At 34.2% G+C, this 14,430-nt stretch carries 14 protein-coding genes; 6 read left to right on the forward strand and 8 right to left on the reverse strand.

The window, feature by feature from the left end; all coding sequences use genetic code 11:
- Genes ACQ4M0_RS04475 through ACQ4M0_RS04495 form a run of 5 tightly spaced genes read right to left on the reverse strand, consistent with a single transcriptional unit; the run spans position 1 to position 5,568 of the window.
- A complete protein-coding gene (locus tag ACQ4M0_RS04475) occupies positions 1–1,386 on the reverse strand; it encodes an NADH-quinone oxidoreductase subunit N (protein ID WP_012481968.1) in 1,386 nt (461 codons plus the stop codon).
- Positions 1,383–2,825 carry a complex I subunit 4 family protein gene (locus ACQ4M0_RS04480; protein ID WP_012481967.1) on the reverse strand — a complete coding sequence of 481 codons (1,443 nt, stop codon included), beginning with the start codon at positions 2,823–2,825 and terminating at the stop codon, positions 1,383–1,385. The genes ACQ4M0_RS04475 and ACQ4M0_RS04480 overlap by 4 nt, the downstream gene beginning before the upstream one ends.
- A 3-nt stretch (positions 2,826–2,828) precedes the next feature.
- Positions 2,829–4,685, reverse strand: coding sequence for an NADH-quinone oxidoreductase subunit L (gene nuoL / locus ACQ4M0_RS04485; RefSeq protein WP_341815253.1), 1,857 nt, complete (start codon positions 4,683–4,685; stop codon positions 2,829–2,831).
- A complete protein-coding gene (gene nuoK / locus ACQ4M0_RS04490; RefSeq protein WP_006012916.1) occupies positions 4,682–4,990 on the reverse strand; it encodes an NADH-quinone oxidoreductase subunit NuoK in 309 nt (102 codons plus the stop codon). The genes nuoL and nuoK overlap by 4 nt, the downstream gene beginning before the upstream one ends.
- Entirely contained in the window at positions 4,981–5,568 is a 588-nt protein-coding gene (locus ACQ4M0_RS04495; RefSeq protein WP_006279581.1) for an NADH-quinone oxidoreductase subunit J, read from the reverse strand. Before ACQ4M0_RS04495 ends, nuoK begins: the two co-directional genes overlap by 10 nt.
- Positions 5,569–5,754: 186 nt before the next feature.
- Here ACQ4M0_RS04495 and ACQ4M0_RS04500 point away from each other — a divergent pair, with 186 nt between their 5' ends.
- Positions 5,755–6,180, forward strand: a complete 426-nt coding sequence (locus tag ACQ4M0_RS04500; RefSeq protein ID WP_052265004.1) for a WD_0964 family protein — start codon at positions 5,755–5,757, stop codon at positions 6,178–6,180.
- A 113-nt stretch (positions 6,181–6,293) separates the two neighbouring features.
- Positions 6,294–8,207 carry an ATP-dependent helicase gene (locus ACQ4M0_RS04505; protein WP_007302378.1) on the forward strand — a complete coding sequence of 638 codons (1,914 nt, stop codon included), beginning with the start codon at positions 6,294–6,296 and terminating at the stop codon, positions 8,205–8,207.
- Between the two features lie 42 nt (positions 8,208–8,249).
- Here ACQ4M0_RS04505 and ACQ4M0_RS04510 read toward each other — a convergent pair whose 3' ends face one another.
- Entirely contained in the window at positions 8,250–9,005 is a 756-nt protein-coding gene (locus ACQ4M0_RS04510) for an alpha/beta hydrolase (protein WP_438456301.1), read from the reverse strand.
- Position 9,006: 1 nt separating this feature from the next.
- Positions 9,007–9,531, reverse strand: a complete 525-nt coding sequence (locus tag ACQ4M0_RS04515; RefSeq protein ID WP_007302376.1) for a c-type cytochrome — start codon at positions 9,529–9,531, stop codon at positions 9,007–9,009.
- Positions 9,532–9,916: 385 nt separating this feature from the next.
- On the opposite strand from ACQ4M0_RS04515, the gene ruvA reads away from it, so the two are divergent.
- The 3 genes from ruvA (at position 9,917) to ACQ4M0_RS04530 (ending at position 12,969) form a co-directional block, all read left to right on the forward strand.
- Positions 9,917–10,489, forward strand: a complete 573-nt coding sequence (ruvA, locus tag ACQ4M0_RS04520; RefSeq protein ID WP_007302375.1) for a Holliday junction branch migration protein RuvA — start codon at positions 9,917–9,919, stop codon at positions 10,487–10,489.
- Positions 10,486–11,475: a Holliday junction branch migration DNA helicase RuvB gene (gene ruvB / locus ACQ4M0_RS04525; protein WP_007302374.1), complete on the forward strand. Its 990-nt coding sequence runs from the start codon at positions 10,486–10,488 to the stop codon at positions 11,473–11,475. Before ruvA ends, ruvB begins: the two co-directional genes overlap by 4 nt.
- Positions 11,476–11,745: 270 nt before the next feature.
- Positions 11,746–12,969, forward strand: coding sequence for a hypothetical protein (locus ACQ4M0_RS04530; RefSeq protein ID WP_438456302.1), 1,224 nt, complete (start codon positions 11,746–11,748; stop codon positions 12,967–12,969).
- Between the two features lie 101 nt (positions 12,970–13,070).
- Here ACQ4M0_RS04530 and ACQ4M0_RS04535 read toward each other — a convergent pair whose 3' ends face one another.
- A complete protein-coding gene (locus ACQ4M0_RS04535; protein ID WP_213863789.1) occupies positions 13,071–14,027 on the reverse strand; it encodes an IS5 family transposase in 957 nt (318 codons plus the stop codon).
- A gap of 200 nt (positions 14,028–14,227) precedes the next feature.
- On the opposite strand from ACQ4M0_RS04535, the gene ACQ4M0_RS04540 reads away from it, so the two are divergent.
- Positions 14,228–14,413 carry a hypothetical protein gene (locus tag ACQ4M0_RS04540; protein ID WP_438456303.1) on the forward strand — a complete coding sequence of 62 codons (186 nt, stop codon included), beginning with the start codon at positions 14,228–14,230 and terminating at the stop codon, positions 14,411–14,413.
- The last annotated feature ends 17 nt before the right edge of the window (positions 14,414–14,430 follow it).

Raw genomic sequence — 14,430 nt, forward strand, 5'->3', positions numbered from 1 at the left:
TCAGCCCTTTAGTTTAATGAGTGAGTCAAGATCTTCTACATACAAGAAAAGAACGAGATTGATCAGTGAAGCCACTGAAGTGATAATGAATAGACTCTTAGAATAAGCAACCTTATTACCACTAGCTTTATCAAAATACATAACTTTCATGATATTTAAATAATAGTAGCATGATATCACACTCGATATTACAAGGATCAAAGACAGGCTGATAAAGCCAGAATTTATTAAACTTTTGAATATAAAAAATTTAGCGATAAAACCTGCAAGTGGAGGTATTCCCGACATCGAGAGTAATAGTATAGAAAGATGGAATGCTAAAATTGGTTGCTTTTTTCCTATACCAGATAAATTTGCAATATCACAATCATCATCGTCAATTTGTACGAGATATGAGAATAGCCCTATGCTTGTGATGATATATATCACCAGATACATTAAGGCACTATCTGTTCCTGCTTGTGTAAAAATAGAAAGTGAAGCAAATATAAAACCAATGTGACCAATTGAACTGTAAGCAAGCAGCCTTTTTAAGTTTTGCTGACGCAAAGCCCCAAAAGCTGAGATAAGCACAGACAATGCTGAAACGTATAAGAAAATAGGCTGAACATAACTTTTTACATTTACTAACTCTTCATTCATCAATCGAATTAAAAATGTTACAAGTGCAGCTTTTGGGGCCGTAGAAAAAAACGCAGTTACTATGGTAGGTGCACCTTGATAAACATCTGGAGCCCACATATGAAAAGGAACAATAGCAAGCTTGAAACACAAACCAATTAGAACAAAGACTAACCCAAAGACTATTCCATAAGTTATCTGATGGTTTTGCAAGAATGAACCGAGCTCAGAGAAATTGACTTGTCCTGTATATCCATAAAGCAGCGACATTCCATATAGCATAATGCAGGAAGATAGTGCACTGAGTGTAAAATATTTCACTCCCGCTTCACATGAATAAATCGAATCTTTATTAAAGCTCGCAAGAACATACAAAGATATACTCATCAACTCAAAAGCTAAATAAAAAGAGATCAGACTATTTGCTGAAACCAAAGTTATCATGCCAAACAGTGCAAAAAGAATCAGTATTGAAAATTCATATTTATAGTCATATTTTGATAAATTCAGCATCAAAAGTATTAAAATTCCTGTGCTGAGAATTAACCCTTGGGCTGACCTGATGTATAAATTGAGTTTTAACAACGAATTAAAGAGAAAAATTTCATTGTTTTCTGCCGAAAGAATTAAAATAATTAAAGTTACCACTGTGCAGCCAAGTGCTAATAAGTTGATAGTTCTGCGGTTAAATATAATCCCAAGCAGTAGCAACACTAACGAGGAGATAATAGAGAACATTTCCGGCAATATCTGTATATAATTCATAGGGCATTATATTTGACTAACAAATTTGCCATACATGGCTTCAAATAATTCAGTGCAAGGGTTGGGTAAAATCCAAGCAAAATAACAAACACTGCAAGCAGAATTAAGACAGAAAATTCTATGCTATCCAAACGGTTATTTAATAATTTAGAATAGCTAACCCCCCATATTATTTGCTTACATAAATTCAGCATATAAACTGCGCTTAAAATAGTGCCAAGTGCGATAAATCCTGTAAAAAACCCTATGCTCTTAAACATCCCAACCATAGCCAAAAACTCACCTGCGAACCCAGATGTTCCAGGTAGCCCTATTGAAGCCATTGAAAATAAAATGAACATAAAACCAAATTTTGGCATTGTGTTTACTATGCCAAAATATTTTGCAATCTCCAAAGTTCCAGTTCGAGTATATAGCATTCCAACACATAAAAATAAAGCAGCAGAAATAAGGCCATGACTAATCATTTGAAATATGCTACCCAGTACTCCTTCCTCACAAAATGAAAAGAGGCCAGCAGTAACGATCCCCATATGTGCTATTGAAGAATAAGCTATTAACTTCTTTATATCATCTTGAGCAAACGCAACTAGAGAAGCATATATCACCGCAATAATGCTCAGCACAACAACGAAATTTGAAAAATACAAACTTGCCTGAGGAAGCATTGGAATAGAAAACCTTAAAAATCCATATCCCCCCATTTTAATAAGCAAGCCAGCTAAAATCACAGATCCAGAAGTTGGTGATTGCACATGCGCATCAGGAAGCCAAGTGTGAAATGGAAACATAGGTACTTTTATTGCAAAAGAAATAAAAAATGTAATCCACAGCAATGACTGCACTTCAAGATCAAGGCTTGGCACTAATGTAGCTAATTTTTGTATATTAAACGTCCCAAAAGTACTATAGATATACACCAATCCAAGCAGAAATAATAATGAGCCAGTTAATGTATAAAGAAATAACTTAAACGTCGCATATATCCTTTGCTTCCCTCCCCAAATGCCAATAATAAAGAACATTGGTATTAAAACAGCTTCAAAAAACACATAAAAGCTTATAGCATTCAGTGAAACGAAAAAACCGACTACAAAACTCTCAAGCAGTAGAAATAATGCCATATAGGCTTTTAGGGTCGTATAACTCATTTTGCAGTTATAGAGTATACAAATTACAAACAAGAAAGTTGTAAGCAGAAGGAAAAGCAACGATATACCATCTATCCCTATTCCTACATTCTTGATTGGATAGCTGACAAACTGAAAGTCCGCATTGTTATAATCAAATTCTATACAAGCTACAATGCTAAGCAAAAATGGAAGTATAGCAAAAAATAGGGCAAGGAATTTTAGGTGTATAGATTGATGATTAATCCTGATCGAGGATAAAATCAACGCTCCTATCAGTGGAAGCAAGAATATACTAAGTAACAACACCTTCTATTTAATTCCAATAATATATAAAGCACCGATTATTAAAGTAACAAACATAATAAATGCATAATCAAATATATAACCAGTTTGTAACTTTATAGAACTTTTTGAACATTCATTAACCAACCTTACAACACCATTTGGTCCAAATGAATCAATAGCCTTAACATCAAACTTCCATAGAAGCCTAGATATAAACCTTATCGGTGCAATTATAACAAACTCATACACCTCATCAAAGTACCATTTATTCTGCAAAAACTTAAGTAAAAATTTACTCTTAATTTGCCTAATTACTTGATATTGGTAAATTAGGCACGCAAGTGCTATTCCACTTAGGCTTGCTAAGGTTGGCAGTAGTTTTATAAAGAAATTATGAACTCCATGCTCATCAATCATCACTAAACTTGATTTCCAAAACGCATTACTAGTTATGTTCAAAATATTTGCTCCCCATATTCCAGAAAATACTGATCCAAAAGCGAGTATCAGTAATGGTATAAGCATAATCTTTGGTGCCTCATGTATATTAATTTTACTTTGTTTTTGGCTGTGGAACACAAGAAGCAATAACCTCCAAGAGTAAAACGCTGTGAAGAATGCAACAACTAAGCTTATTACAAAAGCAAAGCTATCCGTGCTATAAGCATGTTCAATTATCAAATCCTTTGAGTAAAAACCTGCAAATGGAAATATTCCAGAAAGCGCAAGAGATCCAATCCACATGAGAGTATAAGTGCAAGGGATTTTCTTCCAGCAATTTCCCATTTTCTGAATGTTTTGCTCATGATGCATTGCATGAATCACATTGCCAGCACCAAGAAATAGTAGAGCTTTAAAAAAAGCGTGTGTCATTAAATGAAAAATAGCAACATTGTAAGCAGAAAGCCCACATGCCATGAACATATAACCAAGTTGACTGCAGGTTGAATAAGCAATTATTTTTTTTATATCGTTCTGAGTAATCGCAACCGTAGCTGCAAAGAAAGCAGTAAGTGCCCCAACAATAACTATTAATTCTCGTGCCACATTTGATAGCTCAAATAATGGAGAACATTTTGCTACTAAAAATATACCTGCTGTTACCATCGTTGCTGCGTGAATGAGTGCAGAAACAGGGGTTGGCCCTTCCATTGCATCTGGCAACCAAACATGTAAACCAAGCTGTGCAGATTTACCCATACAGCCAATAAAAAGTAATATGCATATTATATGAGTTACTTTGAATTCACAGCAGAATGCCCTAATGTTCTGCGTGCCAAGAAGATCAGTTGTGTCAAAAACTTCAGTAAAATTCAAAGAGTGAAATGTATAATAAATAAGAAAGGTTCCAATCAATAGTGCAAAGTCTCCTACCCTATTCACAACAAATGCTTTAATTGCTGCATTATTTGCAGAATATTTTTGGAACCAAAATCCTATGAGTAAATAAGAACATAGGCCAACCCCTTCCCAGCCAAAAAAAAGCTGCACGAAATTATCGCTTACAACCAGCACAATCATGCAAAACGTAAATAGCGATAGGTAAGAAAAAAACCTCGACTTCCCCTTATCATGCTCCATATAACCGATAGAGTAGAGATGTACTACCAGTGAAACGGTGGTAATAACAATAAGCATTAAGGATGAGAGAGCATCCACACTAATTGCCCAATTTACTTTTAATACACTTAATGAAAATAAAGGAAATAAACTCAAGTGATAATTTTCAGAGAAGGTGAGAAAAACATACCAAGATAAAACTGCAGATATTCCAATCCCTGCCGTTGTAACTAACTGACTAAAAACATCTCTTCTAAAAAGTGCTGCAAACAGTGAACCAAAGAGTGGCAAAAATACTATTAATTTCAGTATATCCATCATTCTTTCATTAAATTTGCTTGTTCAACGTCTATATTGCCACGGCTTCTATAATATACAACCAATATTGCAAGCCCAACTCCTGACTCTGCTGCCGCAACAGTCAACACAAACATCACAAAAATTTGCCCAACTATATCATTCATAAAGGCAGAAAAAGCAACTAAGTTGATATTAATTGCCAGCAATAATATTTCTATTGATAACAATATATTGATTATGCTCTTACGGTTGATGAAAATACCGCACACTCCAATAGTGAACAAAACAGCAGCAACTATCAAAAAGTGATTTAATCCTATTTCCATTCTACTCCTTTTCCAAATTTAGCCTTAATCAATTTTACAGATGAAGATTGTGTCAATTGCTTTAATACATTCTGTTTTTTAACTCCTTTTTTCTTGTCCTGCAAAGTAAGAGCAATTGCACCGACAATTGCAACAAGCAGCAGAATACCAGAAAGATGAAAAGCGTACATGTAGTCGGTATACAGCAAATTACCAATAGCTTTCACATTATTGGTATTATAGTTTATAACATTGCTTATATTCGGTGCTGAGCTGCGGATTACAAAGCTGATGACTAGAAAAAACACAACACACAACATAGCACCAAGAGTGCAATGCTTTGCAAAACCCTGGCGCAACCTTATGTAGTCAATATCGAGCATCATAACTACAAAGAGGAACAACACCGCAACCGCACCGATGTATACTATCATCACCATCATAGCAATGAACTCAGCTCCAAGGAGAATGAAAAGAACTGCAGAGTTAACGAAGGTGAAAATTAAAAATAATACTGCATGCACAGGATTTCTTACACTAATTACGCATACAGCAGATAAAATGCTGAGAATTGCAAAAAAATAAAAGAAAAAAGGCATCGATACTTTAACTGCAACAATAGTTACTAACTTAAGGTAATTGTTGCTGTAAAGTCAATACTATATTAAAGATTTGAAAATATCGTACTACAAGCTTCAACTCCTCAGTAATGCAATAAACACTCTTGACAATCTTGATTTATTAATATATAATGTATGTATATTAATAGTCAGCGGTAGCTCAAAATGTACAACATATTTGGTTACTTCAAAAGCAACAATAGTTCTAACGCACAAAATAGCAGATTAAATGGAGAAGGTTATCAATACACCACAAGAGACTATATGACAATTTACTTTAATAACACATTAGCAAGTTTCAGTAGATCATTGATAGAATTTAAAGAAAAAGCATATGGTTTTATATATGATATTGGAGCTTGGTTGAAAGCAACATATGAAAATTTCACTGAACGAGCTGAAATTCATAACTTCTATGTTCCAGAAAAACTTCCTATTAAAGCTGAGGAAATAAAGATGAAGGAACTGAATCGTAAGCCTAAGCCATTTCAAACTCCACCTATTCATCAAACAAGCAGAAGTTTTGATGCCAATATCTCAAATCAAGTTGTTGTTACTCACCATACACTTGAAGCTACCCCAACAAGATAGATCTACGCTTAAATATCTAGTACTTGAATGAGTTGAATGTTATGTTCAATAAGACCTTTACAATATTTGGATCATAGGTTTAACTTTATAAAGTTATAATCTATAGAGCTTCAATGAACGATTATCTCTCACTGTTAAATCCAGAACAGCAATTAGCTGTAACTAACATAAATGGGCCAGTTTTGATACTGGCAGGAGCCGGAACCGGAAAAACAAGAACGATTACTTCAAGAATAGCACACATAATTAGAAACGGTCACGCTTATTCTGATGAGATATTAGCAGTTACATTTACAAATAAAGCAGCAAATGAGATGGTATCAAGGGTACTTGAGCTAACGGGCACAAACATACCATGGCTTGGCACTTTCCATGCAATTGCAGCAAAAATTTTGCGCATGCACGCAGAAATTGTGGGCTTAAACCCCAATTTTACAATCATTGGTGTGGATGACCAATTACAGGTAATAAAAAATATTATCAATGAAATAAATCCTGATTACCTATCAGAAAAATATAAGACCATTATGAATATTATTCAGCAATGGAAAGAGAAGTGCTTATTGCCGTCTGAAGTGGAAGATGTTCAATCATTTAGGCCAGTTTACGTAACTGCACTTAAAGTCTATTACCAGTATCAGGAAAGGTTAAAATTCCTTAACTCTGTTGATTTTGGTGACTTATTGTTATATAACATACAACTTTTTAATAAAAAGACCGAGGTTCTGTCCTACTACCAAAACAAGTTTAAGTATGTCATGGTAGATGAGTATCAAGATACAAATGCAATACAATATCTTTGGCTAAAATACCTTGCAAAAGAGCATTCAAATATTTGCTGTGTAGGAGATGATGACCAGTCGATATACAGTTGGCGTGGTGCAGAAGTTGAAAATATTTTGAAATTTTCCGATGATTTTAAAAATGCAAAAACCGTTAAACTGGAGTGTAACTACAGGTCAACATCCCACATAATTGCAACTGCATCATATGTGATCAATCACAATAAGACTCGCTTAGAAAAAAAATTGTGGACAACAAACATTGAAGGCGAAAAGGTAAATCTAATCAAATTGTGGGACGGAAAGGCTGAAGCAAGGTTCATAAGCGAACAGATATTAAAACTCAATAAATACAGATTTAGTGATATTGCAGTGCTCGTCAGGGCTACTTTTCAAACTAGAGTTCTCGAAGAGTATTTTATAAAATATTCAATTCCCTATAAGATTATAAGTGGCGTAAAATTCTACGAACGTCAAGAAGTAAGGGATATAATTGCATATTTGAGGCTTGTTACAAATAATAATGATGATCTCGCTTTTGAAAGGATCGTAAATCGTCCAAAAAGAAGCATAGGAGCTACAACTCTAAAGAAAATATACACGACTGCTCAGGATAACAAAATTTCTTTTTTTGAGGCAGCAAAAATATTGGTTAATAGTGATCAAGTAACCGAAAGAATTAAACTCTCACTAAATGATTTTTTAAATAAAATTAAAGCTTGGGAAGAAATAGTAAGCGTAAAACCACTGCATGAATTTGTTAAAATCGTAGCAAATCAATCAGGATATATGGAAATGCTTGAGAATGAAGGAGTGACGGGTTTAGCGCGAATAGAAAATGTTAAAGAGCTCATTTCATCTTTGAAGAATTTTGACAGCACTATAACCTTCTTGGAGCATATTAGTTTGGTGATGGAAGTGGATAATATGAATAGCGATGATACTGTATATGTTATGACTCTTCATGCGGCTAAAGGGCTTGAATTCCCGTGCGTGTTTTTACCTGGTTGGGAAGAAGGATTATTTCCTCATCAAAGATCTTTTGAAGATAAAAGTGGTAAAGCTTTGGAAGAAGAGAGAAGACTTGCATATGTTGGCATAACTAGAGCAAAAGAAAGGTTGATCATTTCATGTGCAGATAGGAGGGAAATTAATAATCAGTGGCAACCAATGAGCACTTCTCGATTTATTAAAGAATTGCCAAGAGAAAATGTTGAGGTGATCAAGAATAGTGCCTACTGTTGAAGCTATAACTGCAGCTCTTACGACAAACACATCTGAATTACTTCAATTATATATTTCTCCTGGCAAAAATTCTCTGATGGTCTTAAATAAAATTTTCAGTGAATGATTATCAGACATGTTGTGTTCTGCTGATTTTATTAAGTGTACTTCAACGTCTGTTGACTTAATTTTTTCAGCTAAATTCAATGAAGTTTGATAAGGAACATCTTTATCATTAATGCTATGCAATAAGCGCACAGGACAGTTTATATCTATTGCTTCTCTGTTTAAAAGAAGGTTCTTTCTACCGTCTTCGATCAGATTTTTAGTTATTTTGTATGTACAATGCTCCGAAGTAAAATCTATTACACCTTTAGAACCTAGTTCTTCTTTTTGCTTGCCTGACAATTGCTTGAATATCAAATCTTCAGTAAAATCAGGAGCAGACGATATGCCGATTAATGCTGCAATTTTTTCTGGAAATTGAAGAGCAGTGAGCAGCATCAGCCATCCTCCCATACTTGAACCTATAATTATTTGTTTATTGCTAGTTAATTCACTTATCACTTTAGCACAATTTTTTTGCCAATCACTTATTGTATAATCAGCAAAATCACCGCTTGAATTACCATGGCCAAAATAATCAAAGAGCACAAGTACTATATCATTTTCTTGGCAAAATTTGTAAACGGCAGTTGCTTTAGTTCCATCCATATTGGATGCAAAACCACTAAAAAAAACTATAGAAGCCTTCTTTCCTTGTAGCTTTCGATATGCTATATGGCCATTACTTCCATCGAGTAATTTACAATAATTCATACTACTTTGGCAAGGCAACCGGACTATCGCTCATCGAACGCAAATAGCTGACTAGATCTGCAATCTCTTGTGGATTGGAAATGCCTGCAAATGCCATACGTGTACCTTTTATGTAGGCTTTTGGATTTTTTAAAAAAGCAAATAACTCCTCATACTCCCATTTCCCACCTTTTTCAAGTAGTGCTTTTGAGTAATTGAATGAGCTGCCAAGATGGGCCTTTTTATTTCCAACCACGTTCCATAAGTTTGGCCCCACTTTATTCATTCCACCTTTCTCAAAACTATGACAAGCTATACATTTTTTTGCTGCTGACTTGCCTTTTTCAAAGCTAGCATTCTGCATGAGCTCTCCAATATCAAGTGCCACTTGTTCAATCTTTTGTTGAGGCTCATTGCTGGCTGCTACTATTGTTTGGTGTTCAATTTTATAATCCTCTGGGTTGTAGAGCATATCAACTACATTACTAACTATCATAATTATTAATCCAGAAAGTAAAATCGATGCTGCAATCTTATTAAGCTCCATAGTTAATTCTTATCAAGTAATGTTACTTAAATTATGCAAATATTTTCGCAAACAGTAAACAATTACCTTTATTTCACCAAAGATAGAAATTTCTATTACTTAGCTAAGTTAGGAGACTGCAATTCTATTTCTATCGGAGTAACTTGTGGTTCAATTACATAATGATCTGGAATAACATATTAAAATAGATTTCCTGCAAACTTGTCTGCTCTATTTCTATCGGAGTAACTTGTGGTTCAATTACATAATGATCTGGAATAACATATTAAAATAGATTTCCTGCAAACTTGTCTGCAATGATTGAAACTGGAACTACTTCTATAATGTTCGTTTGCTTGACCTAAGATTCAGGAGCATTTAAACTGAATTTTATAAAGTACTAGAAATGATAGGAAATCTAAGAGGAATAGTTGATGAGGTGTGTAGCGATCACATAATCCTGAATGTGAATGATGTTGGCTACATAGTATATCTTTCAGCCAAAACTTTAAGTGCTTGTTCGATTGGAAGTAGAGTAAAATTACTTATCGACACTTATGCAAATAGCAGAGAAAACGTTACTCAGCTATATGGCTTTATAAGTAAAGAAGAACAGCAGTGTCTGCGTTTATTAGTTAAAGTGAGCGGTGTCAGCTATAAAACCGCAATGTCAATTTTGAGCAAATTAACTCCAGAGCAACTGTTTTTGGCAATTATAAATGAGGATAAACTAGCACTTAAGGTGAGTGGACTTGGCCTGAAACTCATAAATCGAATTATTACTGAGCTGAATGGCAAAGTAAGTAAATTAGAGATAAATAACAATCATTTTCACTCAATTAGTGAAGATGCTCTTTCAGCTTTGATCAATCTTGGATATGAAAGAACAAAAGCTTATGATACAATAAAAAAAATAGAAGATGAATCACCAAACTTGGACACTAAAGATATTATTCGTATGGCGCTTAAAACAATATGAAGTCAATATCATGTAGTAAGGAATACTCTGAAGATGTACGTAATTTAAATATCCGGCCTGAGCAACTTGATGATTTTGTCGGGCAAAAAGACTTAATACAAAATTTAAAAGTGTTTATAAATGCTGCACAGACGAGAGCTGAAGCTTTGGATCACGTATTGCTCTATGGTCCTCCAGGGCTTGGTAAAACAACTTTAGCACAAATTGTCTCTAAGGAGTTAAGGGTTAGCTTTCGTGCAACTTCTGGTCCATTGCTTAGTAAAGCTGGGGACTTAGCTGCAGTGCTCACTACTTTAAATGCAAAAGATGTTCTATTTATCGATGAGATTCATAGATTAAATCGTAGCATTGAGGAAGTTTTATATACTGCTATGGAAGATTTTTGCCTAGATATACTAGTAGGTGAGGGCCCATCTACCAGAACTTTAAGAATAGATTTACCACCATTTACACTGATTGGGGCAACAACACGGCTTGGACTGCTTTCTGCACCGCTGAGGGATCGTTTTGGTATTCCCCTGCATCTTGAGTTTTATTCTTTTGAGGAACTGGTTGATATTATAAAAAGAGGTGCAAGAGTTCTTTGTGCTGAAATCGAAAAGGATGCTGTGCAGGAAATTGCCTGCCGCGCCCGTGGTACTCCAAGAATTGCTTTGAGATTACTCAGAAGAATAAGAGATTTTGTTGAAGTAAAAGATGATAAAAAAATTACCTGTGAAATTGCCGGTTCTGCACTATCAAAATTGGGTATAGATAAAATGGGACTAAATAAATTAGATATGGATTATCTGAGATTTTTGTTTAACACCTCAGGACCTGTTGGAATTGACACCATATCTATTGCACTATCTGAAGATGTTGGCAATATTGAAGAAACAGTAGAACCTTATTTAATCAAGGTCAGTTTTGTAAAGCGCACACCAAGAGGACGTGTTTTAACTGATCAAGCAAGGGAATATCTCAGCATTAATTCAGTGGTATGCTAGTATTATACTATATTTTATAACATTGTATAGTATTACATTAAACATTATAATATTCTTTTATTATATGATTTGCAGGTGTTTTAGAGGCAAATAAGAAAGTCTTCTGTTATAGTGAATATGTTCTTGAAAAATTATGTAATATATGCTAGGCTGTATATAGTATTAATCTTAAAAAATATCAATAAATTATTGATATTTTTTAGGATTAATACTTATTAAATACTTCATATTATAAGATTGAGTTATTGTATTTTATAGACTTAAGATAAAATGGTAAAAAGCCTTCTAAACAATTATAGAAACAGTAATTCAATTAATGGAGAAAAAGCAATGAAAAATTTTTTAATCAATAACAACGAAGAGGACGGTAGCTCAATCTACATTAATCGAATCAGAGAGCAAGATCTCTCTGCAGAGCAGAAGCTCAATGAATTAAAAGGATTCATGGAGGAGCTTGCTAGGAAAGCTGAGCTCAAGAGAATAGAGCTTGAGCGTCAGGCTGCGAGTTGCATTGATGAAACATTATCTCAAGTAGAGCTACATATACAAGATAATGAGGATTACTTTACTGATGATAATCAAGGGGTATTCGCAAATTTCTTTGAATCCCTCTTTAATCTTTTTGAAGTAAATGTAGATCCGAAAGTCTACAAAATGCTCAAGGAGAAGAAAGAGAAAAATCTGCTTCTTTCGATAATTAAGTTTTTGCGTGATAAGCTTAAGGAATTAGTTAAAAAGATCTTCAAAAAAGATTTAGATTTAAGTTGGGATAAAAGGCTAGACAAAGAGATAAAAGAATTGCAGGAGAAATTACTCAGCGGTGAGTTATCTCCTGAAGAAGAAATAGCAATACTCGAACGTTTGCAAGCGTTGCAAAATTTAAAATTGAAGCTTCAAACTTTTCTCGTGGGCTCAGTCATTGCAATGTTTGCAGAAATTTTTGCAGTTGATTTAGCAGCAGTAGTAGAGCAAGATGTAACTGAGGAAAAAAGAGACAAAAAAGCAGAAAAAACAGAATCAAAAGAAGTTCGTCAAGAAATAGAAACAAAAGTGAATGAAATCACACCAATTTCCCTATTTAATTTTTCATCTCAAGTTCCAATGCCAATTGTTCTAGACAAGCAAGAACGTGCTATTTTACCAAAGCCTATAGAAAAATTAGTAGACACTCTACCTAAACCTGTTATAAGTCACAAAAATAGTGAAGTACAAAAACTGGAAAAAATGAATAAAGAAAAGAAAGAAGCAAAAGAAGAGAAAACTGAAAAACCAAAATTAGCTGTCTGTCCACCTGCTCCAGAGCGAAAGGAACACAGGAGAGTTAGGCGCTTTAAACCCAATGTAAGGGCGTTAGATAGAAAGGAAGGCTATAACTGCAATAGTGATCAGCGAAAAGCTACTAAGTCTAATGCTCACATGGAACGGCCAGAAGGATTAACTGATATAAAAGTTGAGAATTATACTTCTTCAGTTAGCAAAGAGAGAGGTATGTAAAGGTTCTCTCTCTTTTTGTCATTCCAGAGACTGGTTTTTCATCTGGATTCCAGCAGGCTTTGTTGCACAGCTCTTCGGATAGTGGGTAATGTATAATAAATTCATGAAGCTATATCAAACTTAGCCATGCCTATTTCAGTAAATTTGTTAAGCAAATAACACTTGAGTAGCAGTTCCTTCTCACGATTAATCTCAGATTTATTCCTAAAACTAAATCCAAATATTTGCTTCAGTCGCGAGAAAAAACTTTCTATATAAGATCTCTTCCAATAATTTATCTCTTTTTTCCACCTCTTCATACCATCTTCATCATATGACTTTATGAGCTTGATTGTAGAATTTCTCTCATTCATATAATCCAACTTTGGATGCTCTACTGCATTATTTTGCGGAGGAATCCTTGTCTTTATGTCAAGCTCATCGCACAGTTTGTATAACTTCTTTCGATTATATGCCCTATCTGCATATATCGTGCTTATGTTATACTTGGTATCCACTCTTTCAATAAGATCACAGGCTCCATAGTGGTCGGAATAAACTCCACTACTGTATTTTGCAGCTATAACTTTTTTACTACCTATCTCTAGCATTACATGTAGCTTTCTTGTTTGCTCATAGCGGCGATACTTTCTATCTGTACCATTTGCCTTACTATGGCCTGGAATATTATTGTAGATGCTGATACCTGTACTATCTATAGCAATTTCAATATCTTCCATATCGTTCTTATCAACTCTGCAGTCGTTGATTTTGATATTAAGCTTTTTAAACCTTCTTGAAGCCTGCGAATAGCTGATAATTTGCAAAATTTTCCCTATTTGCTCAAGATATTTCTCTATAAATCCCACTGTTTGCCTAAGACCAATCCTGAATAGATAGGTTATTATGTGAATTAGAATCACTACTTTGTCGCTGTAGACATTGTTGCCACCTGCTACTTTTGGACTATTTTCGTACCAATTTTCAATGGCATCGTTGATATAATGAAAAACATTTCCCCTTTCTTGAAGAAATTTGTTATATTCATTGCAGTTACTGACTTTCATTCTTATTGGCATATTTTTCCTTTGTCGGCTAAATATCTATTTTATAACAAATTCCATCAGTAACTGCCTGTTCTTTCCTTGAGTGGTGCAACAAAGCCTACTGGAATCCAGGAGTATAAAAATGGTGAATAAAATTTATGTTAAAAAACTGCTTGTGCTGATAATTGATTCTTAATATACTCATTACATAATAATTTAATTTAGAGGTTGATATGCATGGTAACAATGGTTCAGGCAAAAGAGTATTTAATAATACTGCTCCAGGAGGAGGAAGTATTAATCTGAGAAATTTGGGTAAAAATGTTACAGTAGATGATTTTAGAGACAGGATTAAACGTGAAGAGGAAAAAAAGAAAAATCAATCTGGTGGTCAAGGTAGTAGCAGGGGTAGTAAATAATTATGTTAATTAATTAG

This window comes from Wolbachia endosymbiont of Kerria lacca (genome assembly GCF_051602725.1).
In the GTDB taxonomy this organism is placed as follows: Bacteria; Pseudomonadota; Alphaproteobacteria; order Rickettsiales; family Anaplasmataceae; genus Wolbachia.

What these genes read in the sequence shown, in the direction of transcription:
- nuoL (WP_341815253.1), bottom strand. Translation starts at nt 4,685, where the DNA reads ATGATGGATATACTGAAATTAATAGTATTTTTGCCACTCTTTGGTTCA.
- ACQ4M0_RS04475 (WP_012481968.1), bottom strand. Translation starts at nt 1,386, where the DNA reads ATGAATTATATACAGATATTGCCGGAAATGTTCTCTATTATCTCCTCG.
- ACQ4M0_RS04505 (WP_007302378.1), top strand. Translation starts at nt 6,294, where the DNA reads ATGAACGATTATCTCTCACTGTTAAATCCAGAACAGCAATTAGCTGTA.
- nuoK (WP_006012916.1), bottom strand. Translation starts at nt 4,990, where the DNA reads ATGGAAATAGGATTAAATCACTTTTTGATAGTTGCTGCTGTTTTGTTC.
- ACQ4M0_RS04535 (WP_213863789.1), bottom strand. Translation starts at nt 14,027, where the DNA reads ATGCCAATAAGAATGAAAGTCAGTAACTGCAATGAATATAACAAATTT.
- ruvA (WP_007302375.1), top strand. Translation starts at nt 9,917, where the DNA reads ATGATAGGAAATCTAAGAGGAATAGTTGATGAGGTGTGTAGCGATCAC.
- ACQ4M0_RS04495 (WP_006279581.1), bottom strand. Translation starts at nt 5,568, where the DNA reads ATGCCTTTTTTCTTTTATTTTTTTGCAATTCTCAGCATTTTATCTGCT.
- ACQ4M0_RS04540 (WP_438456303.1), top strand. Translation starts at nt 14,228, where the DNA reads ATGCATGGTAACAATGGTTCAGGCAAAAGAGTATTTAATAATACTGCT.
- ACQ4M0_RS04515 (WP_007302376.1), bottom strand. Translation starts at nt 9,531, where the DNA reads ATGGAGCTTAATAAGATTGCAGCATCGATTTTACTTTCTGGATTAATA.
- ruvB (WP_007302374.1), top strand. Translation starts at nt 10,486, where the DNA reads ATGAAGTCAATATCATGTAGTAAGGAATACTCTGAAGATGTACGTAAT.
- ACQ4M0_RS04510 (WP_438456301.1), bottom strand. Translation starts at nt 9,005, where the DNA reads ATGAATTATTGTAAATTACTCGATGGAAGTAATGGCCATATAGCATAT.
- ACQ4M0_RS04500 (WP_052265004.1), top strand. Translation starts at nt 5,755, where the DNA reads ATGTACAACATATTTGGTTACTTCAAAAGCAACAATAGTTCTAACGCA.
- ACQ4M0_RS04530 (WP_438456302.1), top strand. Translation starts at nt 11,746, where the DNA reads ATGGTAAAAAGCCTTCTAAACAATTATAGAAACAGTAATTCAATTAAT.